This is a genomic window from Rhizobium sp. Root1220, from assembly GCF_001426265.1.
Taxonomy (GTDB): Bacteria; Pseudomonadota; Alphaproteobacteria; order Rhizobiales; family Rhizobiaceae; genus Rhizobium.
In genome coordinates, this window is sequence record NZ_LMDG01000001.1 from 407,009 (window position 1) to 429,528 (window position 22,520).

General features: G+C 60.0%; 24 protein-coding genes, 1 tRNA gene and 1 riboswitch. Of the genes, 16 read left to right on the top strand and 9 right to left on the bottom strand.

The window, feature by feature from the left end; genetic code table 11:
- Positions 1 to 4 precede the first annotated feature (4 nt).
- From nrdE to nrdH, 3 genes are read right to left on the bottom strand one after another with little or no spacing between them, the layout of a single operon-like run.
- Positions 5 to 2,158 (bottom strand): class 1b ribonucleoside-diphosphate reductase subunit alpha, encoded by a 2,154-nt coding sequence (gene nrdE, locus ASC90_RS02005; protein ID WP_056534799.1) that lies wholly within the window; start codon positions 2,156 to 2,158, stop codon positions 5 to 7.
- The gene (gene nrdI / locus ASC90_RS02010; protein ID WP_056534801.1) at positions 2,146 to 2,541 is read right to left on the bottom strand and encodes a class Ib ribonucleoside-diphosphate reductase assembly flavoprotein NrdI; all 396 of its coding nucleotides are present in this window, start codon (positions 2,539 to 2,541) and stop codon (positions 2,146 to 2,148) included. Before nrdI ends, nrdE begins: the two co-directional genes overlap by 13 nt.
- A gap of 11 nt (positions 2,542 to 2,552) precedes the next feature.
- Complete coding sequence (nrdH, locus tag ASC90_RS02015; protein ID WP_056534804.1) at positions 2,553 to 2,774, bottom strand: glutaredoxin-like protein NrdH; 222 nt, start codon at positions 2,772 to 2,774, stop codon at positions 2,553 to 2,555.
- A gap of 246 nt (positions 2,775 to 3,020) precedes the next feature.
- Positions 3,021 to 3,248: riboswitch (cobalamin riboswitch) on the bottom strand.
- A 238-nt stretch (positions 3,249 to 3,486) separates the two neighbouring features.
- Between nrdH and ASC90_RS02020 the strand changes: the two genes are divergently transcribed.
- Positions 3,487 to 3,792 (top strand): hypothetical protein, encoded by a 306-nt coding sequence (locus tag ASC90_RS02020; protein WP_056534806.1) that lies wholly within the window; start codon positions 3,487 to 3,489, stop codon positions 3,790 to 3,792.
- Between the two features lie 6 nt (positions 3,793 to 3,798).
- Here the strand turns inward: ASC90_RS02020 and ASC90_RS02025 are convergent.
- Positions 3,799 to 3,888 (bottom strand) — tRNA-Ser (locus tag ASC90_RS02025).
- 227 nt (positions 3,889 to 4,115) lie between these two features.
- On the opposite strand from ASC90_RS02025, the gene ASC90_RS02030 reads away from it, so the two are divergent.
- From ASC90_RS02030 to deoA, 9 genes are all read left to right on the top strand, one after another.
- Positions 4,116 to 4,433 carry a hypothetical protein gene (locus ASC90_RS02030; RefSeq protein WP_056534808.1) on the top strand — a complete coding sequence of 106 codons (318 nt, stop codon included), beginning with the start codon at positions 4,116 to 4,118 and terminating at the stop codon, positions 4,431 to 4,433.
- Between the two features lie 257 nt (positions 4,434 to 4,690).
- The gene (locus ASC90_RS02035) at positions 4,691 to 5,683 is read left to right on the top strand and encodes a BMP family ABC transporter substrate-binding protein (RefSeq protein WP_056534810.1); all 993 of its coding nucleotides are present in this window, start codon (positions 4,691 to 4,693) and stop codon (positions 5,681 to 5,683) included.
- A gap of 68 nt (positions 5,684 to 5,751) precedes the next feature.
- Positions 5,752 to 7,263, top strand: coding sequence for an ABC transporter ATP-binding protein (locus ASC90_RS02040; protein ID WP_200950829.1), 1,512 nt, complete (start codon positions 5,752 to 5,754; stop codon positions 7,261 to 7,263).
- Positions 7,264 to 7,270: 7 nt separating this feature from the next.
- On the top strand, positions 7,271 to 8,374 hold the full coding sequence (locus tag ASC90_RS02045) for an ABC transporter permease (RefSeq protein ID WP_056534814.1): 1,104 nt from the start codon (positions 7,271 to 7,273) through the stop codon (positions 8,372 to 8,374).
- Positions 8,375 to 8,384: 10 nt separating this feature from the next.
- A complete protein-coding gene (locus tag ASC90_RS02050; protein WP_056534816.1) occupies positions 8,385 to 9,356 on the top strand; it encodes an ABC transporter permease in 972 nt (323 codons plus the stop codon).
- A 4-nt stretch (positions 9,357 to 9,360) separates the two neighbouring features.
- Positions 9,361 to 9,750, top strand: coding sequence for a cytidine deaminase (locus ASC90_RS02055; RefSeq protein ID WP_056534818.1), 390 nt, complete (start codon positions 9,361 to 9,363; stop codon positions 9,748 to 9,750).
- Positions 9,747 to 10,553, top strand: a complete 807-nt coding sequence (locus ASC90_RS02060) for a purine-nucleoside phosphorylase (protein WP_056534820.1) — start codon at positions 9,747 to 9,749, stop codon at positions 10,551 to 10,553. The genes ASC90_RS02055 and ASC90_RS02060 overlap by 4 nt, the downstream gene beginning before the upstream one ends.
- On the top strand, positions 10,550 to 11,326 hold the full coding sequence (deoC, locus tag ASC90_RS02065) for a deoxyribose-phosphate aldolase (RefSeq protein WP_056534823.1): 777 nt from the start codon (positions 10,550 to 10,552) through the stop codon (positions 11,324 to 11,326). Before ASC90_RS02060 ends, deoC begins: the two co-directional genes overlap by 4 nt.
- A gap of 1 nt (position 11,327) precedes the next feature.
- On the top strand, positions 11,328 to 12,635 hold the full coding sequence (gene deoA / locus ASC90_RS02070; protein ID WP_056534825.1) for a thymidine phosphorylase: 1,308 nt from the start codon (positions 11,328 to 11,330) through the stop codon (positions 12,633 to 12,635).
- A 3-nt stretch (positions 12,636 to 12,638) separates the two neighbouring features.
- Here the strand turns inward: deoA and ASC90_RS02075 are convergent, their stop codons facing one another.
- The 5 genes from ASC90_RS02075 to ASC90_RS02095 all read right to left on the bottom strand — a co-directional run bounded on the left by ASC90_RS02075 (position 12,639) and on the right by ASC90_RS02095 (position 16,870).
- Complete coding sequence (locus ASC90_RS02075; protein WP_056534827.1) at positions 12,639 to 13,169, bottom strand: TIGR02281 family clan AA aspartic protease; 531 nt, start codon at positions 13,167 to 13,169, stop codon at positions 12,639 to 12,641.
- A gap of 156 nt (positions 13,170 to 13,325) precedes the next feature.
- Positions 13,326 to 13,955, bottom strand: a complete 630-nt coding sequence (gene upp, locus ASC90_RS02080; protein WP_056534829.1) for a uracil phosphoribosyltransferase — start codon at positions 13,953 to 13,955, stop codon at positions 13,326 to 13,328.
- 109 nt (positions 13,956 to 14,064) lie between these two features.
- Complete coding sequence (locus tag ASC90_RS02085; protein ID WP_056534832.1) at positions 14,065 to 15,033, bottom strand: adenosine deaminase; 969 nt, start codon at positions 15,031 to 15,033, stop codon at positions 14,065 to 14,067.
- Complete coding sequence (locus ASC90_RS02090) at positions 15,030 to 16,250, bottom strand: phosphopentomutase (protein WP_056534835.1); 1,221 nt, start codon at positions 16,248 to 16,250, stop codon at positions 15,030 to 15,032. The genes ASC90_RS02085 and ASC90_RS02090 overlap by 4 nt, the downstream gene beginning before the upstream one ends.
- 209 nt (positions 16,251 to 16,459) lie before the next feature.
- Complete coding sequence (locus tag ASC90_RS02095) at positions 16,460 to 16,870, bottom strand: pilus assembly protein N-terminal domain-containing protein (protein ID WP_056534837.1); 411 nt, start codon at positions 16,868 to 16,870, stop codon at positions 16,460 to 16,462.
- 356 nt (positions 16,871 to 17,226) lie between these two features.
- Between ASC90_RS02095 and ASC90_RS02100 the strand changes: the two genes are divergently transcribed.
- From ASC90_RS02100 to ASC90_RS02125, 6 genes are all read left to right on the top strand, one after another.
- The gene (locus tag ASC90_RS02100) at positions 17,227 to 17,424 is read left to right on the top strand and encodes a Flp family type IVb pilin (RefSeq protein WP_056534840.1); all 198 of its coding nucleotides are present in this window, start codon (positions 17,227 to 17,229) and stop codon (positions 17,422 to 17,424) included.
- Positions 17,425 to 17,508: 84 nt separating this feature from the next.
- A complete protein-coding gene (locus ASC90_RS02105; protein WP_056534842.1) occupies positions 17,509 to 18,021 on the top strand; it encodes a prepilin peptidase in 513 nt (170 codons plus the stop codon).
- 111 nt (positions 18,022 to 18,132) lie between these two features.
- Positions 18,133 to 18,945 (top strand): Flp pilus assembly protein CpaB, encoded by an 813-nt coding sequence (cpaB, locus tag ASC90_RS02110; protein ID WP_056534844.1) that lies wholly within the window; start codon positions 18,133 to 18,135, stop codon positions 18,943 to 18,945.
- 11 nt (positions 18,946 to 18,956) lie between these two features.
- Positions 18,957 to 20,450: a type II and III secretion system protein family protein gene (locus ASC90_RS02115; protein ID WP_056534846.1), complete on the top strand. Its 1,494-nt coding sequence runs from the start codon at positions 18,957 to 18,959 to the stop codon at positions 20,448 to 20,450.
- Entirely contained in the window at positions 20,447 to 21,199 is a 753-nt protein-coding gene (locus tag ASC90_RS02120) for a CpaD family pilus assembly lipoprotein (protein ID WP_056534848.1), read from the top strand. Before ASC90_RS02115 ends, ASC90_RS02120 begins: the two co-directional genes overlap by 4 nt.
- Positions 21,200 to 21,217: 18 nt before the next feature.
- Positions 21,218 to 22,495: a CtpF protein gene (locus ASC90_RS02125; protein WP_056534850.1), complete on the top strand. Its 1,278-nt coding sequence runs from the start codon at positions 21,218 to 21,220 to the stop codon at positions 22,493 to 22,495.
- Positions 22,496 to 22,520 lie beyond the last annotated feature (25 nt).

The following is a 22,520-nucleotide window of genomic DNA, read 5'->3' on the forward strand; positions in this document are numbered from 1 at the left end:
GAGATCAAAGCGCGCAGGAAACGCAGCCCTGCACCTCGGTGCCGGAGAGCGCCATCTGGCGTAGGCGAATGTAGTAGATCGTCTTGATCCCCTTCTTCCAGGCGTAGATCTGCGCCCGGTTGATGTCGCGGGTGGTCGCGGTGTCGCGGAAGAACAGCGTCAGTGACAGCCCTTGATCGACATGCTGGGTCGCCGCTGCATAGGTGTCGATGATCTTCTCCGGCCCGATCTCGTAGGCGTCCTGGTAGTAATCGAGATTGTCGTTGGTCATGAAGGCGGCCGGATAGTAGACGCGGCCGATCTTGCCTTCCTTGCGAATTTCGATCTTCGAAACGATCGGATGGATCGAGGAGGTCGAATGATTGATGTAGGAAATCGAACCCGTCGGCGGCACGGCCTGGAGGTTCTGGTTATAGAGGCCCCTGGCCATCACTGACTGCTTCAGCGCCAGCCAGTCTTCCTGCGTTGGAATATCGATACCGGCGGTCTCGAAAAGCTCCTTGACCCGCGTTGTTGCCGGCACCCAGGCCTGACCGGTGTACTTGTCGAAATATTCGCCGGATGCGTATTTCGAGTTCTCGAAGCCCTTGAAGCTCTTGTCACGTTCAATCGCCAGCCGGTTTGATGCCCGAAGGGCATGATAGGTGACGGTGTAGAAATAGATGTTGGTAAAATCGACGCCGTCGTCCGAGCCGTAGAAGATGCGCTCCCGGGCGAGGTAGCCATGCAGGTTCATCTGCCCGAGGCCGATCGCATGGCTGTCGCCATTTCCCTTCTCGATCGAGGGCACCGAGGAGATGTGGCTCATGTCGGAGACCGCCGTCAGCGCACGGATCGAGGTCTCGATCGTCTTGCCGAAATCGGACGAATCCATCGCAGCGGCAATGTTCAGCGAACCGAGATTGCAGGAAATGTCCTTGCCGACATGCTTGTAGGAGAGATCGTCGTTGAACTCGCTCGGCTCGTTGACCTGCAGGATTTCCGAGCAGAGGTTGCTCATGGTGATCCGTCCGGCGACCGGGTTGGCGCGGTTTACCGTGTCCTCGAACATCAGGTAGGGATAACCACTCTCGAACTGGATTTCGGCGATTACCTGGAAGAAATCGCGCGCCTTGATTTTCTTCTTGCTGATCCGGCTGTCCGCCACCATCTCGCGGTACTTTTCGGTCACCGAGATTTCGCTGAAGGGCACGCCGTAGACCCGCTCCACGTCGTATGGCGAGAAAAGATACATGTCCTCGTTGTTCCGGGCGAGCTCGAAGGTCACGTCGGGAATGACCACGCCGAGCGACAGTGTCTTGATCCGGACCTTCTCGTCAGCGTTTTCTCGCTTGGTGTCGAGGAAGCGCATGATGTCGGGATGGTGGGCGTTGAGGTAAACAGCCCCTGCTCCCTGGCGTGCGCCGAGCTGGTTGGCGTAGGAGAATGAATCCTCCAGAAGCTTCATGACCGGGATGACCCCGGAAGACTGGTTCTCGATCTGCTTGATCGGCGCACCCGCTTCGCGCAGGTTCGTCAGGGAGAGCGCCACTCCGCCGCCGCGCTTCGACAACTGAAGAGCAGAGTTGATGCCGCGTGCGATCGATTCCATGTTGTCCTCAATGCGCAGGAGGAAGCAGGAGACGAGTTCGCCGCGTTGCCTCTTTCCAGCGTTGAGGAAGGTCGGCGTCGCCGGCTGGAAACGGCCCGATATGATTTCGTCGACGATCTCGGTCGCCAGCGCTTCATTGCCCTGCGCGAGCGACAACGCCACCATGCAGATGCGGTCCTCGTAGCGCTCGAGATAACGCTTCCCGTCGAAGGTCTTCAGCGTGTAGCTGGTGTAATACTTGAAGGCGCCGAGGAAGGTCGGGAAGCGGAACTTTTTCCCGTAGGCGTGGTCGAAGAGATCGCGGACGAAATTAAAGGAATACTGATCGAGCACTTCCCGCTCGTAGTAGCCTTCTGTCACGAGGTAATCGATCTTCTCGCGCAGATTATGGAAGAAGACGGTGTTCTGGTTGACGTGCTGCAGGAAATACTGCCGGGACGCCAGCCTGTCCTTGTCGAGCTGGATATGGCCATGCTCGTCGTAAAGATTCAGCATGGCGTTGAGCGCGTGGTAGTCGAGCGCGGCTTCCGAGGTCTTCGCTACCCGGTCGAGCGTTAGCGTGTCCAAAATCGTTCCAATCCGTGTGTGACGTTGTCGACGTCCTCGTCGGTGCCGAGAAGCTCGAACCTGTAGAGGTAAGGCACCTTGCACTTGGCGGAGATGATGTCGCCGGCGATCCCGAAGGTCGCTCCGAAGTTGCTGTTGCCCGCAGCGATGACGCCGCGGAGGTTTGCGCGGTTCTCCGCCTCGTTGAGGAAGCGGATCACTTGTCTGGGCACCGCACCCTTGCCGCCTTCGCCACAATAGGTGGGGACGACGAGGACAAACGGCGTCTCGACTGCAAGGGCGGCATTGCCGGCGATCGGGATTCGCCGGGCCGAAAGACCCAGCCTGGTCACGAAGCGATGGGTGTTTTCCGACCGGCTGGAAAAATAGACGATCTCGCCCATCGTTTCGACCTTCAAGCGAGCGCGCTGATCATGTCCGGGCGAAAGCCGGCCCAGTGCTGCTCGCCGGCGATCACGACCGGAACCTGCCTGTATCCAAGGCCCTGGACCAGTTCATAGGCGGCACTGTCGGTGGAGACGTCGACGATTTCGTACGGGATTCCCTGACGGTCCAGCGCGCGGGTGGTAGCCGTGCACTGGACGCAGGCGGGCTTGCTATAGACGATGATGCTCATGATCTTCCTCGTATGAGTTCAAAAGGACACGCAGGATCGATCGGGCATCCTGCGATGCCCGTGCGATAAATCTGAAATGAAAGGCACGCCTACAAACCGGGCGACGAGGCTCGGTTACTCGCGCTTGCGCGGAATCGCTGAACTGAACATGACTTCACCCCGAAGTTTACAATTGCGAAGGCTCGGGGCAGCGGCATGTGCGGATGTCATTCCACACATAAACGCGACCTTCCGGACACCCCGCCCGTGGACGTTTTCGTTTGAGGCAGGTCTCCTGGCTCGCAGGTCACAACATCCATCCTCGCCTTCCCGGAAGCTTTTGCTCCAGTGGCTTTGTCGAACAGATGCTCGCCGCTTACAGTTGCGGGGGCAGCTCCGGAATTGCGGCGTTCCTCATGAACCTTCGCGCACCGTATTCCCGTCTTAGCTCTCGATTCCGGAGGAATCAGGAGAACCTCGAACACAAGATATAGTATCGATCGTTAAATCTGGGTCAACAACTAGAATGATGTTTGCGATGAATTTACGGCAGCCACGCGATCCCCCATGACGGCTTTGGTGCGCGCAGCGACCAACACGTCCACGGGCGCCTGCGTGGCCGACTTTATACACTTGAATTCGGCAGCCGGCGCGCTCTGCGATCGAGCGGCTATTGACCGTTTTCGATCACGAGGAGACACTTGCGGTCTGCAGCAAGGCAGGAGGAAAAACCATGGTCGAGCCAGACGGCTGGCGCCATATGGCAAGCGCGCCGAGAGACGGCAGTCGGATCCTCGTCACGATCCGCCCGTCCGAGCAGGGGCCGGCAGAAGTTGACCTCGCGTATTGGTCGCATGGCGATCAGTTCGGTACAGAAGGCTGGCGTGCTTCCGATTCCTCACCCGGTCGCCTCGTCCAATATGCCGAGCCGGAATTGAAGTGCTGGATGCCGTTGCCCTCTGCCAGCCTCAACAGCAGCTCCATGCCCTCCCCCTGGGAAGGCGACGACGCCCAGCAGCTCGACGGGTCAGGGATTTAGGAATAATGGCGGACAGGGTGGGATTCGAACCCACGGTACGCTTTCACGCACACACGCGTTCCAGGCGTGCGCCTTAAACCACTCGGCCACCTGTCCTTTGGGCGGTCTGCATCGCTTGAGACACAAATCGTCGGAACGGCGCGATATATACCGATGAATTTTCGGCGATCAACCTAAATCTAACAGTTTTTTGACTTCTTCCGGTAAAAGTGCCGCCATGCCCTCCATTGCAGTTCCCTCGGGCCATAGCTATGTTTATGGCAGGGTGGAGAATGGGTGCGGCTGACCGGTGCAATCCGGCGTGTTCAGTGGCCGGAGGGTTGATGCGTTTCCTATTGCGTTTGGCGAGTCTTGTTGCGCTGGCTGTTGCAGTCATTGCCGGAACGATCGATTCAATTCAGTCCGTTGCAGCATCTTCTGTCGTCATAACGCCCATGGGCGATGCCTGGCAGGCGCTGAGTCCCGCATCGTTCGAGGCTTTGCAGTCGTCCATCGCCTATTATATTCACCCGCGCTTCTACACGCTCGCCTTCCAGTGGCTCATGCTTCAGCCGGCATTCGGCGTGTTCCTGGTGCTCTCGCTGCTGCTGTGGATGGTCGGCTACAAGAAGCCGGCGGTGGCCGGTCGCTTTGCAGTATGACGGTGCATTCTCGGCCCTATCTGACCGGATAAATCGCAATCTGACTGCGTTTTTGCATAAAAATCAGCCCACATGAGCTGATTTTTGGCAATCCAAGTCATTTTTTACCAGTCGAAAAATTTTTCGTGAATTTTCTTTTGAGCCATGCAAGGATGCGCCCAGCCAGGCCTCCGGGGGGAGGTCGGTGGTTCCGCAGACATGCCTGAAAACAGGCTTGCGGGAGGACCCCTAATTAATAGAAACAACAGGGCTGCACTATGAAAAAATCCCTTCTGACTCTCCTTGCCGTGGCTGCCATGTCCACGACGGCGCTCGCCGCCGACGTCAAGCCGGCACTCGTTTACGGCACCGGCGGGAAGTTCGACAAATCATTCAACGAAGCAGCCTTCAACGGCGCCGAAAAGTTCAAGACGGAAACCGGGATCGCGTATCGCGACTTCGAACCGACCGGCGACACCCAGGGCGAACAGGCCATCCGCAATTTCGCGAGCCGCGGCTTCAACCCCGTGGTTGCCGTATCCTTCGCCTGGACATCGGCCATCGAGAAGGTCGCAGCCGAATTCCCGGACACCAAGTTCATCATCGTTGACGCCGTTGTCGACAAGCCCAACGTCCGTTCGGTCGTCTACAAGGAAGAAGAAGGCTCGTTCCTCGTCGGCCTGCTGGCGGGCATGGCATCGAAATCTGGCAAGGTCGGCTTCGTCGGCGGCATGGATATTCCGCTCATCCGCAAGTTCGGATGCGGCTACGAGCAGGGCGCACGCGCGGCCAACGCCAAGATCGAAGTTTTCCAGAACATGACCGGCACGACGGGTGCTGCATGGAATGACCCGGTTCGCGGCGGCGAGCTCACCAAGAACCAGATCGACCAGGGTGCCGACGTCGTGTACGCAGCAGCCGGTGCGACGGGTCTCGGCGTTCTGCAGACGGCAGCCGACAACAAGAAGTTCTCGATCGGCGTCGATTCGAACCAGAACTACCTGCATCCGGGCTCCGTGCTGACCTCGATGGTCAAGCGCGTCGACCTCGCGGTCTACAACGCCTTCACCGACGTCAAGGGTGACAAGTTCACCCCGGGCGTACAGTCTCTCGGCGTCAAAGAAGACGGCGTCGCTGCCGCCATCGACGACAACAACAAGGCCCTGATCACGCCGGAAATGCAGGCGGCTGTCGACAAGGCCAAGGCTGACATCATCGCAGGAACCGTCAAGGTTCACGATTACACCTCGGACAACGCTTGCCCGAAGTGATCCGCGCCTGAGATGGGCGTATGGCGGAGGCTTTCCGTCATACGCCCTTTTCGTATTTGGAGCCTGCTGTGACAGACACGCCCGCTATCGAACTCGTGGGCATCGACAAGAAATTCGGTGCCGTTCACGCCAACAAGGACATCAACCTTAGTGTCGCCAAGGGCACGATCCACGGCATCATCGGGGAGAACGGTGCCGGGAAATCGACGTTGATGTCGATCATCTACGGCTTTTATCACGCCGACAGCGGCGAGATCCGCGTCAATGGCAATGCCGTGACGATCAAGGACAGCCAGGCTGCCATTGCGGCCGGCATCGGCATGGTGCACCAGCATTTCATGCTGGTCGACAATTTCACGGTGCTTGAGAACATCATGCTCGGCGCCGAGGGCGGCGCATTGCTGGCAAAGGGTGTTTCGTCCGCCCGCGCCGAGCTGCGCCGGCTGGAAAAGGACTACGGGCTGGAGGTCAACCCGGACGCGGTCATCGAGCAACTCCCGGTCGGTCTGCAGCAGCGCGTCGAAATCCTCAAGGCAATGTATCGCGGCGCCGAGATCCTCATTCTCGACGAGCCGACGGGCGTGCTCACCCCTGCGGAAGCCGACCATCTGTTCAAGATTCTTGGCGTGCTGCGCGACCAGGGCAAGACCGTCATCCTCATCACCCACAAGCTGCGCGAGATCATGGCGATCACCGATACGGTCTCCGTCATGCGCCGCGGCGAAATGGTTGCCACGCGCAAGACATCGGAAACGACAGTCGAGGAACTTGCCGAACTGATGGTCGGACGCCGGGTTCTGCTGCGTGTCCAGAAGGGCGAGGCCAATCCCGGCAGGGTCGTGCTGTCGGTTCGCAATCTCACTGTCAAGGACAACCGCGGCGTCGTGATGGTCGACAATGTGTCCTTCGACGTTCGTGCAGGTGAAATTGTCGGGGTCGCCGGGGTTGCCGGCAACGGCCAGTCCGAGCTTCTGGAAGCGATCGCGGGTATCCGCAAGCCGCATTCGGGCGAGATCCTGCTCGACGGCCAACCGATTGCCAAGGCAGACCCGGCGCGGCTTCGCGAACTGGGCCTTGCCCACATTCCCGAAGACCGCCACCACATGGGGCTGGTGCTGAAGTTCGAGGAATACGAGAACTCGGTTCTCGGCTATCACCGCGATCCGGCCTACAGCAAAGGTCCGCTGCTCGATCTCGATGCGATCCGCAAGGACGCGATGGAAAAGATCGAGAAGTATGATATTCGCCCGCCGAACCCGCGGCTGAAGACCGCCAATTTCTCCGGCGGCAACCAGCAGAAGATCGTTGTCGCGCGCGAAATCGAGCGTGACCCGATGGCACTCATCATCGGCCAGCCGACGCGCGGCGTCGATATCGGCGCCATTGAATTCATTCACCGCCGGATCATCGAGATGCGCGATACGGGCAAGGCGATCCTGCTCGTCTCGGTCGAACTCGACGAGATCCGCGCCCTTTCAGACCGTATCCTTGTCATGTTTGCCGGCCATGTGGTCGGCGAGAAGACGCCCGATGCCGGTGAACAGACCCTCGGCCTGATGATGGCCGGCATTGCCGCGTGAGGCCTTAATGAGCACTGCTTCCGTCCCGCTACCAAACTGGATCAATTACGGCCTCATCCCGATCCTGAATCTGGTCGTCGCCTTCCTGATCTCCGGCTTCGTCGTCTGGCTGATCGGCGAGAGCCCGCTTGCCGCGTTGCGGCTGCTCGCCGAAGGCGCGCTTGGCAGCGGTGAAGGCATCGGCTTCACGCTCTACTATGCGACGAGCTTCATCTTCACCGGGCTTTCGGTCGCTGTCGCCATCCATGCAGGGCTGTTCAATATCGGCTCAGAAGGGCAGGCCTACCTCGGCGGCCTCGGCTGCGCGCTCGCGGCGCTCGCGCTCGACCGCTACGTCCCCTGGTACGTGACCATGCCGGTCGCGGTTGTCGGGGCGGGTCTCTTCGGTGCGGCCTGGGCGCTTATTCCTGCTTTTCTGCAAGCCAAGCGCGGCAGCCATATCGTCATCACCACCATCATGTTCAACTATATCGGTGCGGCGCTGATGGTTTACCTGCTGGTCCACGTCCTGATCGTGCCCGGCAAGATGGCACCGGAAACACGCACCTTCCTCGAAGGTGGACAGCTGCCGAAGCTCGGTTGGCTGATGAACATGTTCGGTGCAAAGCTGGGTGCTGCGCCTTTCAACGTGTCTTTCATCATCGCGCTCGTCGCCGCCTATTTCGTCTGGCTGCTCATCTGGCGTACCAAGCTCGGTTTCGAAATGCGGACCCTCGGCGTTAGCCCGACCGCAGCCTCCTACGCCGGCATTCCGTACGCGCGTACCGTCATGATCGCCATGCTGCTCTCCGGAGCATTGGCCGGCATGATGGCGCTCAATCCGGTCATGGGCTCCTCGGCACGTCTTCAGGTCGAATTCGTCGGCGGCGCCGGCTTCGTCGGTATCGCGGTCTCGCTTATGGGGCGAAACCATCCGGTCGGAATCATCTTGTCGGCGATCCTCTTCGGCGTCCTCTATCAGGGCGGCGACTGGATATCCTTCGAGATGCCGAACATCACCCGCGAAATGATCCTGGTGATCCAGGGCCTTGTCATCCTGTTTGCCGGTGCCTTGGAATACATGTTCCGCCCTGCAATGGTTCGCGTCTACCAACAGTTCAAGCGCGCGTAGGGAGCGGACGATGGATTATTACGACATCTTCATCAACGTTCTGAGCTCCACCATCCGCCTTTCGATCCCGCTGATCTTCACGGCGCTTGCGGGTCTGTTTTCCGAGCGCGCCGGCGTGTTCGACATCGGGCTCGAGGGCAAGATGCTGGGCGCGGCGTTCGCCGCGGCATGTGTCGCCTACCTCACCGGTTCGGCATGGCTCGGCCTTGGCGCAGGCATTCTTTGCTCGATCGCGCTCAGCATCGTGCATGGCTTTGCCTCGATCACCAATCGCGGCAACCAGATCATCTCGGGCGTGGCGATAAACTTCTTCGTTGCCGGTATTACCATCGTCCTGGGACAGGCCTGGTTCGGACAGGGTGGGCGTACGCCACAGCTGGCAATTGACGCCCGCTTCTCGCCGATCGTGCTACCTGGCGCCGAGGCGATCCGCGAGGTGCCAATCATCGGGCCGCTTTATGCCAACGTGATCTCCGGCAACAATATCCTCACCTATCTCGCGTTTCTGGCGGTGCCTCTGTCCTGGTGGATCCTCTACCGCACACGTTTCGGCCTGCGCCTTCGCGCCGTTGGCGAAAATCCCGGCGCGGTCGACACCGCGGGGATCTCCGTAAGCTGGTTGCGCTATCGCGCCGTCATATGCGCCGGTATCTTTTGCGGCTTTTCAGGCACCTATCTGGCAATCGCGCAGTCTGCTGCCTTCATCAAGGACATGTCGGCGGGCAAGGGCTATATCGCGCTCGCCGCGCTGGTCTTTGCGAAGTGGAAGCCAGTGCCGGTCATGTTCGCCTGCCTGCTGTTCGGTTTCCTCGATGCACTGGCGAATTTCATGCAGGGCAAGCAGGTGCCACTGATCGGCGAAGTGCCGGTGCAGATTTTCCAGGCCCTGCCCTATATCCTGACCTGCGTTCTGCTCGCCGGCTTCATCGGCGTTGCAATTCCGCCGAAGGCCGGCGGCGTCCCCTATACGAAGGAGCGTTGAGAACATGTCCCACGATCTTTTCGAGGCCGCTCGCGGCGCGATGGCCTTTGCCCATGCCCCCTACTCGAAGTTCCCGGTCGGCGCGGCCATCCGCGCCGAAGACGGCAGGGTCTATACGGGTGCCAACATAGAGAACCTGTCGTTTCCGCAAGGGTGGTGCGCCGAACCGACGGCCATCAGCGCGATGATCATGGGTGGCGCCAAGAAGATTGTCGAGATGGCCGTTATTGCCGAGAAGTTGCCGCTCTGCCCGCCCTGCGGCGGTTGCCGTCAGAAGATCTCGGAGTTTGCGTCCAAGGACACGAAGATTTACCTTTGCGACGAAGCCGGCGTGAAGAAGACGATGATGATGGACGAGCTCCTGCCGTTCAGCTTCGAGACTGAACTCGGATGAAAGCCGCTCTTGAACTGCTTGCCGGCAGGATCGGCGGAATCGCGCCGCGTCACGGCATCGTCCTCGGTTCCGGTCTGGGGTCGCTTGTCAGCCAGCTGACGGATACAATCCGTATTCCCTACCATGACTTGCCGGGCTTCCCGGTCAGTGCGGTATCCGGCCATGCCGGCGAGGTGGTTGCGGGTCTCCTGGCCGGTGTCCCCGTGGTCATGCTTTCCGGGCGGGTGCATTTCTACGAGAAGGGCGACGCCGCGGCGATGCGCCTGCCGATCGAAGTCCTGAAGGGGCTTGGCGTGGAAAAGCTGATCCTCACCAACTCGGCGGGATCGTTGCGCGAAGACATGCCGCCTGGTTCGGTGATGCGGATTTCAGATCATATCAATTATTCCGGGATGAACCCGCTGATTGGCGAGGAAAGCGATCGCCGCTTTGTCGGTCTGACGAATGCCTATGACACCGAACTGGCCTCGGAGATGGAGAGGGCGGCCGACAAGGTGAATATCCCGCTGTCGAGCGGGGTTTACATGTGGTTCTCCGGCCCGAGCTTCGAAACGCCCGCCGAAATTCGTATGGCCCGCATCCTCGGCGCCGACGCTGTCGGCATGTCGACCGTTCCCGAGGTCATCATTGCACGAATGCTAGGTCTGAGGGTTGCGGCGGCGTCTGTCATTACCAACTATGGAGCTGGAATGACCGGCGGCGAATTGAGCCACGAAGAAACCAAGGACATGGCGCCGATCGGAGGCGCACGCCTCGCCGCCGTCCTGAAAGAAATGATTGCAGGAGAAGGAAGCGCACCATGACCAGCCATTCCAACAAGGAGACAGCTGCCGTAGCGCTCTCCCTCCTCGACCTCACCAACCTGAAGGACGATTGCACGGAGGCCCACATCGACGCGCTATGCGCTCGTTCGCAGTCACCGTACGGCAATACCGCAGCCATCTGCATCTGGCCGCGCTTCGTCGCCCGTGCGCGAAGCGTTCTGGGTGTCGGACACTCCGTGCGGATCGCTACGGTCGTCAATTTCCCATCGGGCGACATGGAGATCGCCGATGCGGCCGCAGAAACGCGCGAAGCAATTGCCGATGGCGCCGACGAGATCGACCTGGTCATCCCCTATCGCAAGTTCCTCGCTGGAAACGAGAAGGCCGTCACAGATATGGTCGCGGCGGTTCGTGCTGAATGCAAGGAGCCGGTGCTCTTGAAGGTTATCCTCGAAACCGGCGAGATCAGGGATGCCGCACTGATCCAGCGCGCGTCAGAACTTGCAATCGAGGCGGGTGCCGATTTCATCAAGACCTCGACAGGCAAGGTCGCCGTCAACGCCACACTGGAAGCCGCCGACATCATGCTGCGCGCCATTCGGCACAGCGGCCGCAAGGTTGGCTTCAAGCCCGCCGGCGGGGTTGCATCGGTCGCAGACGCATCGCTCTATCTGAGCCTTGCCGAAACGATCATGGCGCCCGACTGGCCGATGCCGTCGACTTTCCGTTTTGGCGCATCCGGCCTGCTGGATGACATAATTGCCGTTCTCAGCGGAACTCAGCCGGCTCCCGCTACGGCATCGAGCTACTAGAGTGCTCCCGCAGGAGATCATCCGCCAGAAGCGGAACGGTGCCGCGCTCTCCGCAGACGAGATCCAGTCGTTCGTCGCAGCACTCGCCGCGGGTGAACTATCCGAGGGGCAGATTGGCGCATTCGCCATGGCCGTATGGTTCAAGGGCATGTCGCGCGACGAGGTCGTGGCACTGACGCTGGCGATGGCGCGTTCCGGCGACATCCTGAGCTGGAGCGGTATCGACCGCCCCATCGCCGACAAACACTCGACGGGTGGCGTTGGCGACAATGTCTCGCTGATGCTGGCTCCCATTGCTGCTGCTTGCGGCCTCGCGGTACCGATGATCTCGGGGCGCGGTCTTGGGCACACCGGTGGCACGCTCGACAAGCTCGAGGCAATTCCAGGGTATGAGATCACGCCAGACGCCGGGCTTTTCCGCAAGGTCGTCAGGGATGTCGGCTGTGCGATCATCGGGCAGACGGGTGTGCTTGCGCCTGCTGACGGCAAGCTTTATGCGGTCCGGGATGTAACGGCGACGGTGGATTCGATCCCGCTGATCACGGCTTCTATACTCTCAAAGAAACTTGCCGCCGGCCTGCAGACGCTCGTTCTGGACGTCAAGGTTGGCAATGGGGCCTTCATGTCGTCGCGCGCCGATGCGGAGGTGCTGGCGCATGCGCTTGTCGACGTCGCAAACGGTGCGGGCGTCAAGACCTCGGCACTGATCACCGACATGAATCAACCGCTCGCCGATGCGGCGGGAAACGCTGTCGAGATCCGCAACTGTCTGGATTTCCTGTCCGGCAGAAAGAAAGACACGCGGCTCGAGACCGTTGTGCTGGCCTTCGCCGCAGAAATGCTCGTGACGTCCGGTATTGTGTCGTCGGCCCAGGCCGGCGAAACAATGGCCGCGAACGCACTCTCGTCCGGAGAGGCGGCCGACACCTTCGGTCGCATGGTTCATCTGCTCGGCGGGCCGTCCGATTTCGTGGAGGCCCCCGACAAGTATCTCACCAAAGCTCCGGTAACAAAGCCCGTTCCGGCACCTCGATCCGGCTGGCTTTCTGCCTGCGATGCGCGAGAGATCGGCATGGTTGTCGTCGATCTCGGTGGGGGGCGAAGGCATCCGGCGGACAAAATCGACCATCGCGTCGGATTCTCCCATCTTCTGCCGCTGGGCACACATGTCGACAAGGGTGAGGCCATCGGCACGGTGCATGCATCAACAGAAACTGCGGCCGACGCCGCGATTGCCGCATTGACGACCAACTACCGGATCGACGACAGCGAACCATCCCTGCTTGACGTGATCTCCGAACGCATCTGATGGCTATTGCTTGAGGCTAAGCGACCCGTCCGCCACCGTGTAGGAGGCAAGTTTCTTCAAGAAGCTCATACCGACCAGGGTCGACGAAAGCGCGCCGTCCTTGAGGACGAAAGCCTCGACTTCGCGCACGCGAATGCCACCAATTTCAACCCGGTCGAGCATCACATGAGCAGCCTTGGTCTGTCCATTGGCCGTGTTCACGGCATAGCGGTATTCAAGCTGGTTTGCCGTATAGCCAAGACGCCTTGCGAGGCTCTCGCTCATGGCAACATAGGTTGCACCGGTATCTATGAGACCCGGCACGGTCTTGCCGTTGATCCTGAAATCGCCGGTGTAATGCCCCTGGCTATCCGCCTGCAGACTTATCGTGCTGTGGTTCGATGCCAGTGCAGCCTTGGTCTGGTCATCTGCGGGGGAAACAAAATTTGCCGAGAAGCCGTTTTCCGGCTGGGGGCGGCTGCTACCGACCAGGGAAGGAATCTGGGTGGCAAACACCGCGGCGATGCTTGCAAATATGACTGTACGCACGAGCATGTACAGAAATCCTTCCTGTATAAACCGCGCATCATGCGAGGCCATGTTCTTTGAAAATACGTTAGAATCGCTGACAAGATGCTAATGGCGGAAAACAAACGGCCCGGAGCTTGCCTCCGGGCCGTCGAACTTACCGATTGGTAAACAAGTCCTGAACTATTTCGTGCCGTACATCCGGTCTCCGGCGTCGCCGAGCCCCGGAACGATATAGCCCTTGTCGTTGAGGTGACTGTCGATCGATGCGGTGAAGACGGGAACGTCCGGGTGCGCCTCGCGGAAATTCCTGATGCCCTCGGGGGCAGCCAGCAGGCACAGGAAGCGGATGTTGTGCGCGCCGCGCTCCTTCAGCTTTTCGATCGCCGCGATGGACGAATTGCCGGTCGCCAGCATCGGATCGACAACAATGATCAGGCGCTCTGAAATGTCTTCGGGAGCCTTGAAGTAATATTCGACGGGCTGCAGCGTCTCGTGGTCACGGTAGACGCCGATATGCGAAACGCGCGCGGACGGCACGAGATCGAGCATGCCCTCCAGCAGGCCGTTCCCGGCACGAAGGATGGAGGCGAAGACCAGCTTCTTGCCTTCGAGGATCGGCGACTGGATCGTTTCGAGCGGCGTCTCGATGGTCTCCATCGTGAGCTCGAGATCACGCGTCACCTCATAGCAAAGCAGCGTGGAAATTTCGCGCAGCAGCCGGCGAAAACTCCCGGTCGATGTCTCCTTGCGCCGCATAATGGTAAGTTTGTGCTGCACAAGCGGGTGATCGATGACCGTTACGCCGTCCATGGCCGAGCCCTTCCTTCAATTGGTGTTGTGGGTTGTTTCTTCCATGGAAACTGCCTGTACCGCAAGAGTGGAGGCCGATTTGGTCTTCTCATCCCCAATCCGGAATGCCCTAGAGACGGCCCAGAAGCTCTCGCCGGGTTGCCTCGTCGACGAATGCCGCCTCAAGGCCTGTTCGGGTCATCTCATCGATCTCGGTGTCACCGAAACCGAAAGCATTCGCCGCAAGCTCATATTCCCGCTTCAACGACGTATGGAAGAATGGCGGATCATCCGAACTGATCGTGACCTTCACGCCAGCTTGCTTGAGCTTGCGCAGCGGGTGAGATTCGAAATCCGGAAACACCTTGAGCGCGATATTGGAGCCTGGACACACCTCAAGAACGGTACCCATATCCGCAAGCCTTTTGACGAGATCAGCGTCCTCGATCGCCCGCACGCCGTGACCGATCCGGGACGGGCGGACCACGTCGAGCGTATCGGAAACGCTGAACGCGCCACAGACCTCACCGGCGTGGATCGTCAGGCCAAGTCCCGCGTCGCGGGCGATATCGAACGCCAGGGCGTAATCGATGACGCGCCCCATGCGCTCATCACCGGCAAGATTGAAGCCGGTGATGAGCGGATTGTTCGCCTTCGCGGCATAGTCCGCAGCGCCTATGACGCTTTCCGGTCCGAAGTGGCGCTCGCCAGTTACGATCAACCGCGCCTCGATGCCGCTACTCGCCTTTGCCCGGCGAATGCCTTCGCCGACACCCGCAATGTAGGCATCGGCGCCAAGGCCGATGCGCTTGCCATGGTCCGGCGAAACGATGAGCTCGCTGTAGATGGTGCCTATGCCGGCGAGTTCAGCAAGATAGGTTTCCGTCAGCAGCGCGTAGTCTTCCTCGGTCTGGTAGACCTCGGAGACCTTGTCATAGCATTCCAGAAAGCTGGGAAAGTCGTGCCAGACGTAGACGCCGTTCCGAAGGTAGTCGCTGATATCGATGTTGTATTTGCGAGCTTGCGAAAGAGTGAGCGCCGGTGGGGCCGCGCCTTCCAGGTGGCAGTGCAGTTCGACTTTCTTCAAATGCGACGTCATAGAAAGCTTCTCCCGTGGCGCCCGGCGGGTATCCGCAGATGCCGCGCAATCGTCTCGCCGATGTCGGCATAGGTGGCGCGAATGCCCAGATCGCGGGAACCCAATCCTGGCCCATAGGCAATGATCGGCACGCGTTCGCGCGTATGGTCGGTGCCGCGCCATGTCGGATCGCAGCCGTGATCGGCCGTCAAAATCACCAGATCGCCGGGTTTTAGTTTGCCGCCCACTTCCGGCAGTCGGGCATCGAAGGCCTCCAGGGCGGCGGCGTAGCCGGGAACATCCCTTCGATGGCCGTAGAGCATGTCGAAATCGACAAAATTGGTGAAAACCAGCTCGCCGTCCTCGGCGGTGTCCATGGCCGCGAGCGTGGCGTCCATCAGAGCCTGGTTGCCGTTGGCCTTGATCACCCGCGAGACGCCCTTATGCGCAAAGATGTCGCCGATCTTGCCGACAGCATGAACCTTGCGCCCCTCCTTCACCAGACGGTCGAGGAGCGTGGGCTCCGGCGGCGGCACCGAGAAGTCGCGCCGGTTTCCGGTCCGCTGAAATGTCGACGGGGTTTCGCCAACGAACGGACGGGCAATCACGCGGCCGATATTGTGATGATCAAGCAACGCCCGCGCGATGGTGCAGAAGGTCATCAGCCTGTCGAGCCCGAAGTGGCTTTCGTGCGCAGCCACCTGGAAAACCGAATCCGAGGAGGTGTAGCAGATCGGCTTGCCGGTGCGGATGTGCTCTTCGCCATAGCGAGCAATGATGTCCGTGCCGGAGGCATGGCAGTTGCCGAGGATTCCCGGAACGTCCGCAGCCCTGCTCAGCGCCTCGACAAGCTCTGGTGAAAACGCGTCACCCTCGGTCGGGAAATACCCCCAGTCGAAAGTTACGGGGGTGCCGGCAATCTCCCAATGACCCGATGGGGTGTCCTTGCCGTGCGAAACCTCGCTGGCGGAACCGTACATCGCGTAAACCTTCTCCGGGACCGGCATTCCCGCGGGGCAGCGCCCGGAGGCACGCTTGGCGAGGTGAACGAGGCCAAGCGCCGACAGGTTGGGGAGCAGCAATGGACCGGACCGCAATCCCTCACGGTCACCCGTGCCGGCCGCGCAGAATTCTGCGATGTGGCCGAGCGTGTCGGCGCCTTCGTCGCCGTATGAGATGGCATCCGGCGCACCGCCGACGCCAAAGGAATCCAGAACGAAAAGGAAGGCACGCGGCATGTTTCACCTAGCACAGAAACTGGCGACCCGTGCATGTCAGGCCGTCGAATGCCAAAGCCTTATAACGGCAGAGCGTCGATGGCAAATTCCGCACACAGCGCCGCGCGGGCGGACCAGCAGATACCTCAGGTGATGGTGTCACCCTGCGCGGTCGATAGAAATGGTTGCAGCTGGTACCGCCTCACGCAGAGCGAACCGAGATCGCGGCATCAATTGGCAGCAGCCGTATTCTCGGGCGTCTGCTGGGTGTGCTGCTCGCAATTTGGCGTGCAGGAAAGGACGGAGCGCACTGTCTGGCGGAAGACGCGGACGGTATTGCCCTCATCGATCGACACCAGGATGCTTTCATCCAGGATGGCGTTGCCATCGGCGTCGAGCAATACAAGATTCGTCGTACCGAAACTGCGTCCCGTAAGCACAATCGTCTTGGAATCGGCAACCGTCGCGTCTGCTACCTTGGCGTTGCCGACAATGACCTTACTGACCGGCCGGTCGAGCTTCAGGACGCGGGCTTGGTCCATGTATACCCGCAGCATGTCCTGCTGCGCAAAAGCCAATCCGGAAAAGCCGATTGTGGCAACAATGCTGGCGAGGAAAATCCTTTTGCCGCGCGACGACATTTTGGCTCTCTTTCAGGGTTCAAAGCGAATACTGGCGGACAGCATGGAAAAAATTGGTGAACGAAGCTTTAACTTCCGCTTTCTGATTTGGCGCGGCAGGTGCGATTTTGCAACATCAATGGTATATCGTCAAATATCGTTTCCCCGATCTACTCGATCTCACGCAGGCCGATATCTAGGATTTTATTCAATTTCACAGCGCGTTACTTACGATAAGCAAGTGTCGTCTAATATTTACGAAGCGGTAACCCAACTCTTTAATTTGATGGAAAGAGCCCCTCGGTAAATTGTGGCAATCCGATCAACGGCAAACAGTTGGCGGACGTGCTGAACATCAACTGGAGTTAGGAGTTACCATGACCAAGCTTGTAAGCCGTTTTCTCAAGGACGAATCCGGCGCGACCGCAATTGAATACGGCCTGATCGCAGCGCTCATTTCCGTAGCGCTTATCACCGGCGCCACCACCCTCGGCAGCACGCTGAATGCCGTCTTCTCGGGCGTTTCCACCAAGATGACGGATGCCTGCACGACCGGTGGCGTCGGTACTTGCTGATCAAAACGTCTCTCTAAATCACGAAGCCGTCCTGACCACTCAGGGCGGCTTTCATTTTTTTGTCGTGGATAGGAGCGTGCCGACATGATCGCCAGTGCAATCATTACCGTCTTTCCAATGTGTCTGGCGTTCGCGGCCGTGATGGATGCGACTACCATGACCATCCCGAACCGTATTTCTGTGGCCTTGCTCGCGTCTTTCCTGCTGCTCGCTCCGCTGACGGGCATGGACTGGCAGACATTCGGAATGCATTTGCTGGCCGGCCTTCTGGTTCTTTCAGCGTGTTTTGCGCTGTTTTCCTTCAATGTCATGGGCGGGGGCGATGCAAAGCTTCTCACCGCTGCCGCAGTGTGGTTCGGTTTCGGCCTGCCCGTTGTCGAATTTGTCGCCTATGTCGGCATCACGGGCGGCCTTCTGACGGTGATGATCCTCGCGCTTCGCAGCCAGAGCGGATTGATCGCCGCGATGGGCCTCCAGGTTCCGAACTCGCTGCTCGTCGAGAAGAAAATACCGTATGGTATTGCTATCGCCGCTGGTGGCTTTCTGGCTTTCCCGTCGTCGCCTCTCTTCGTTGCTGCGCTGGCAGGCTTCAAGTAAAACAGACTTAAACCTTCGTTAACCTAAAAACGAAGGCTTTCATTAACTATAATTATACCAATTGCGGGCCATTCTCCGGGGCGAATATCTCGAATCCCCGAGGAACAATCGATGAGACCCGCCCGCCTTTTGATACTTGGAGTGGCTGTCATAGCGGCTGGTCTTGCCGGCGTGCTGGCCATGACCCTTGCCGGCCGCGGCTCCGTCGTCACGCAAGTAAAGTCGGTCGTTCAGAAGGAGCCCACGCTCAACGTGCTGGTTTCCAACGCGAACCTGCCGGTCGGCGCGCGGTTGGACGACAAGGCGCTCCGCTGGATGCCATGGCCGCAGGGCGGCGTAACTCAAGGCTTCATCACCGAAACGGACAAGCCCGACGCGCTCAAGGACATGCTGGGAGCCGTCGTTCGCCTTCCCATCTTTGAAGGCGAGCCGATCCGAGCCGAGAAGGTCGCCGATTCCAGCAGCCGCATCCTGTCGTCGCTGCTTCCATCCGGGAAGCGGGCCGTCGCCACCGAAATCTCGGTCGCCACCGGCGCCGGCGGCTTCATCCTGCCGAATGACCGCGTCGACGTGATCATGGTCCGCAAGGCCGATGAAACCAAGAAATACCTGACCGAGACGGTGCTCAGCAATGTCCGCGTGCTCGCAATCGATCAGCAGATCCAGGAAAAGGATGACGGCTCCAAGGCCGTTGTGGGCACGACCGCGACACTGGAGTTAACGCCCGACCAGACCAAGGCATTGGCCGTTGCGCAGCAAATGGCCGACCGGCTTTCGCTGGCACTGCGTTCCGTGGCCGATGCGCAGGAGCAGGACACGAGCGCTCCGGACTACCTTCTCAGCGGCGACAATGGCAGCGCGATCGTTCAGGTCATCAAGTCCGGCGCAATCGTCACCGACAGCAACGCACCAAAGGCCGAGTAAAGGAAATGGGAATGGGCATTTTGAAGCGCCGCACGGGGCCCTTGATGGCAGGCTGCTTGTCCTTTGCGATCGGCATTACCGGGATGGCGCCCGGCTTTCTGGCGCTTGGCACCCCGGCCGCGCATGCGTCCTCCGATGGTATGGTCAGCATCACCCAGACCGGCCCGGGCGCCCACCGCAGCCTCAAGCTGGGGCTGAAAAAGGCAATCGTCGTCGATCTTCCGGTCGATGCACACGATATCCTTGTTTCCGACCCATCCATGGCCGATGCCGTCACCCGAACGTCGCGCCGCATCTATCTTTTCGGCAAGTCGGTGGGTCAGACGAACATCTTCATTTTCGGGGCCGACGGCCAGCAGATCGTTAGCCTCGACATCGGCATCGAGCGCGATGTCTCGGGTCTCCAAAGCAACCTGCGGCGCTTCATCCCCGATTCCAACATCAGCGTCGAGATCGTCTCCGACAACATCGTGCTGACCGGCAGCGTCCGGACGCCGCAAGACGCCGCACAGGCTGCAGATCTTGCTCAGGTGTTCCTTACCGGCGGCGAAGCGACCACCCGCACGGAGACGGCAAGCTCCAGCGGCGGCGACGTCGCACTTTTTGCCGAAAACCGCCAGCAGTCCCAGGTCGTCAACCTGCTGCAAATTCAGGGCGAAGATCAGGTCACGCTCAAGGTCACGATCGCCGAGGTTCGCCGCGAGGTTCTGAAGCAGCTCGGCTTCGACAACCTGGTCTCGAACGCCGGGGGCATGACCGTTGCGCAATTGGGCGCCCCAAGCGCAAGCAGTGCGGCAGCGACCATCGGCGGCGGCTTGGCTGCGCTGTTCAAGAGTTCGATCGGCAAGTACGACATTTCCACTTATCTGAGCGCGCTGGAGCAGGCGAAGGTCGTCAAGACCCTGGCGGAGCCTACCCTGACGGCGATCTCGGGCCAGGCTGCCACGTTCAATTCCGGCGGACAGGTGCTCTACTCCACCACGGACAATGACGGCAACGTCACGATTGTCCCGTATAACTACGGGATCAATCTTGCCTTCAAGCCCGTGGTTCTTTCGTCCGGTCGCATAAGCCTGCAGATCAAGACCAACGTATCGGAACCTGCACCGTCGGTCTCCGGCTCGCAGCCCACCTACCAGCGCCGCTCTGCCGAGACGTCGGTTGAACTTCCCTCGGGCGGCTCGATCGCCCTGGCCGGACTGATCCGGGACGATGTCGCGCAAACGTCGAACGGCACCCCGGGTGTCAACAAGATTCCGCTGCTCGGAACATTGTTCCGGCAGAGGACGGTGCAGCGCGACGAGACGGAACTGGTGATCATCGCAACGCCCTATCTGGTTCGCCCCGTCGCCCGCAATCAGTTGAACCGCCCCGACGACAACTTCAGCCCGGAAAATGACGGTCCGGCATTCCTGCTCAATCGCGTCAACAAGGTCTACGGCGGTCGCGAAGTCCCCATCGCGGACACGCAATTCCACGGCTCCATAGGGTTCATCTACAAATGAGCGCAGCCGGATCAACAATGACACAACACAGAGATCAGCCGATGGCCCACAAGCAGACAACTGCTCAATACGTCCGCACTTCGAGGTCGCTGCTGGCCGTGTTGGCCGTCTCAGCCGCCGTGCTTTCGGGCTGCGCGTCGCGTGACGACCTTACGACAGGGGGCATTCCGGACGACTATCGCCAGCGGCACCCGATCGTGGTCACAGAAGCCGAGCAGTCGGTAGATGTTCCGGTCGCCTCGACAGACCGGCGCCTCAACACCGCCCAGCGTGACATGATCCGCGGCTTCGCGCAAAATTATGCGTCCCGTGCGACCGGACCTGTCTACCTTCTTACGCCCGAGGGATCGCCGAATTCCGCGGCGGCGCGCAAATTGCGCAGTCAGGTGCGCGCCGAACTCTCGGCTCGTGGCATTGCCAGCGCAAAGATTGTCAACAGCTCGTACGCCGCAGGGACCGCAGGCGACGCGGCGCCTATCCGGCTAACCTTCGTAGGGACCACGGCGATGACCTCGCAGTGCGGCCAATGGCCGAAGGACATGATCAACAATTTCAACAACCAGAACTACTACAACTTCGGCTGCGCGACGCAGAACAATCTCGCCGCACAGATCGCAAATCCGGAAGATCTGATCGCGCCGCGCGGAATGACGCCGATAGATGCGGCCCGACGCAATGCGGCGATCAAGGAATACCGCGAGACGACGACGACGATCGACGACGTCAGCAGCAGTTCCAGTGGATTCTGATCGGATGAGGACCGAACGATGAGCACCGTCGAATACGAGTTCAGGAACACCGCCGAGCTTCGCAATGCCGAAGAGGCCGTGCGCATGGCCGAGTTGGAAGGCATGCGCCCCCTGCCGCGAATCTCGGTGCATGTGTTCTGCGAAAGCGAAGAACTGCAGCGGGTCATGGAACGCTGCAGCAACGATCGGCGCATGTCGAAGGTCAGCCTGCGGATCACCAGTGGCGGCATAGCAGCGGCGGCAAACATGTTCGCGAGCGCGCCTACTCCCAACCTGATCATTCTCGAGACCAAGGCGAGTGCCGCCAATCTCCTCACGGAGTTGGCGCCCCTCGCCGCCGTTTGCGATCCCTCGACAAAGGTTGTCGTCGTCGGGCTGTACAACGACATCGCGCTTTATCGCGAGCTCATCCGCAACGGCATTTCCGAATACATGGTGCAGCCCGTCGCCATGCCCGACATCATGGCGGCCATGGCCACCATCTTCGTGGACCCCGACGCCGAGCCGCTCGGTCGCAGTGTTGCCTTTATCGGCGCCAAGGGCGGCGTGGGCGCCTCGACAATCGCGCACAATTGCGCTTTTGGCATATCCAACCTGTTTTCGACTGAAACGATTCTTGCCGATCTGGATCTCCCCTACGGAACGGCCAACATCGACTTCGACCAGGACCCGACGCAGGGCATCGCGGAAGCGGTCTATGCACCCGAGCGCCTGGACGAAGTGTTTCTCGACCGGCTGCTGACCAAATGCTCCGAGCATCTGTCGCTACTTGCTGCCCCCTCGATTCTCGACCGAGCGTACGATTTCGATGGTCAGGCGTTTCAGCCCGTCCTCGACGTGTTGCAGCGAAACGCACCGGTCACGGTCCTCGACGTCCCGCACGCCTGGTCGGAGTGGACGCGCTCCGTCCTTGGAAGCGTCGACGAGGTCGTCATTTGCGCCTCACCCGATCTTGCCAATCTACGCAACGCCAAGAATCTGATGGATGCGCTTCGCAAGATGCGGCCCAACGACAAGTCACCGCACCTGATCCTCAATCAGGTCGGCATGCCCAAGCGGCCGGAAATCAGCCCAACTGACTTCTGCGAGCCGCTGGAAATCGAGCCGATTGCCATCATTCCCTTCGATATCAATCTTTTCGGCACCGCATCCAATAGCGGCCGCATGATTTCGGAGATGGATCCGAAATCACCGACGGCCGAGACCTTCTCGCAGATTTCGCACATCGTCACCGGCCGGATCGCCGTCAAGAAAGCAAGGAAGAGCGGGTTGCTCGGCCTGCTGAAGCGCAAATGACGTCCGTCAAGAGTGGATTGGAATA

Coding starts and splice junctions, on each gene's coding strand:
- nrdI (WP_056534801.1), bottom strand. CDS start 2,541: ATGGGCGAGATCGTCTATTTTTCCAGCCGGTCGGAAAACACCCATCGC.
- nrdH (WP_056534804.1), bottom strand. CDS start 2,774: ATGAGCATCATCGTCTATAGCAAGCCCGCCTGCGTCCAGTGCACGGCT.
- ASC90_RS02020 (WP_056534806.1), top strand. CDS start 3,487: ATGGTCGAGCCAGACGGCTGGCGCCATATGGCAAGCGCGCCGAGAGAC.
- ASC90_RS02030 (WP_056534808.1), top strand. CDS start 4,116: ATGCGTTTCCTATTGCGTTTGGCGAGTCTTGTTGCGCTGGCTGTTGCA.
- ASC90_RS02035 (WP_056534810.1), top strand. CDS start 4,691: ATGAAAAAATCCCTTCTGACTCTCCTTGCCGTGGCTGCCATGTCCACG.
- ASC90_RS02045 (WP_056534814.1), top strand. CDS start 7,271: ATGAGCACTGCTTCCGTCCCGCTACCAAACTGGATCAATTACGGCCTC.
- ASC90_RS02050 (WP_056534816.1), top strand. CDS start 8,385: ATGGATTATTACGACATCTTCATCAACGTTCTGAGCTCCACCATCCGC.
- ASC90_RS02055 (WP_056534818.1), top strand. CDS start 9,361: ATGTCCCACGATCTTTTCGAGGCCGCTCGCGGCGCGATGGCCTTTGCC.
- ASC90_RS02060 (WP_056534820.1), top strand. CDS start 9,747: ATGAAAGCCGCTCTTGAACTGCTTGCCGGCAGGATCGGCGGAATCGCG.
- deoC (WP_056534823.1), top strand. CDS start 10,550: ATGACCAGCCATTCCAACAAGGAGACAGCTGCCGTAGCGCTCTCCCTC.
- ASC90_RS02075 (WP_056534827.1), bottom strand. CDS start 13,169: ATGCTCGTGCGTACAGTCATATTTGCAAGCATCGCCGCGGTGTTTGCC.
- upp (WP_056534829.1), bottom strand. CDS start 13,955: ATGGACGGCGTAACGGTCATCGATCACCCGCTTGTGCAGCACAAACTT.
- ASC90_RS02085 (WP_056534832.1), bottom strand. CDS start 15,033: ATGACGTCGCATTTGAAGAAAGTCGAACTGCACTGCCACCTGGAAGGC.
- ASC90_RS02090 (WP_056534835.1), bottom strand. CDS start 16,250: ATGCCGCGTGCCTTCCTTTTCGTTCTGGATTCCTTTGGCGTCGGCGGT.
- ASC90_RS02095 (WP_056534837.1), bottom strand. CDS start 16,870: ATGTCGTCGCGCGGCAAAAGGATTTTCCTCGCCAGCATTGTTGCCACA.
- ASC90_RS02100 (WP_056534840.1), top strand. CDS start 17,227: ATGACCAAGCTTGTAAGCCGTTTTCTCAAGGACGAATCCGGCGCGACC.
- ASC90_RS02105 (WP_056534842.1), top strand. CDS start 17,509: ATGATCGCCAGTGCAATCATTACCGTCTTTCCAATGTGTCTGGCGTTC.
- cpaB (WP_056534844.1), top strand. CDS start 18,133: ATGAGACCCGCCCGCCTTTTGATACTTGGAGTGGCTGTCATAGCGGCT.
- ASC90_RS02115 (WP_056534846.1), top strand. CDS start 18,957: ATGGGCATTTTGAAGCGCCGCACGGGGCCCTTGATGGCAGGCTGCTTG.
- ASC90_RS02120 (WP_056534848.1), top strand. CDS start 20,447: ATGAGCGCAGCCGGATCAACAATGACACAACACAGAGATCAGCCGATG.
- ASC90_RS02125 (WP_056534850.1), top strand. CDS start 21,218: ATGAGCACCGTCGAATACGAGTTCAGGAACACCGCCGAGCTTCGCAAT.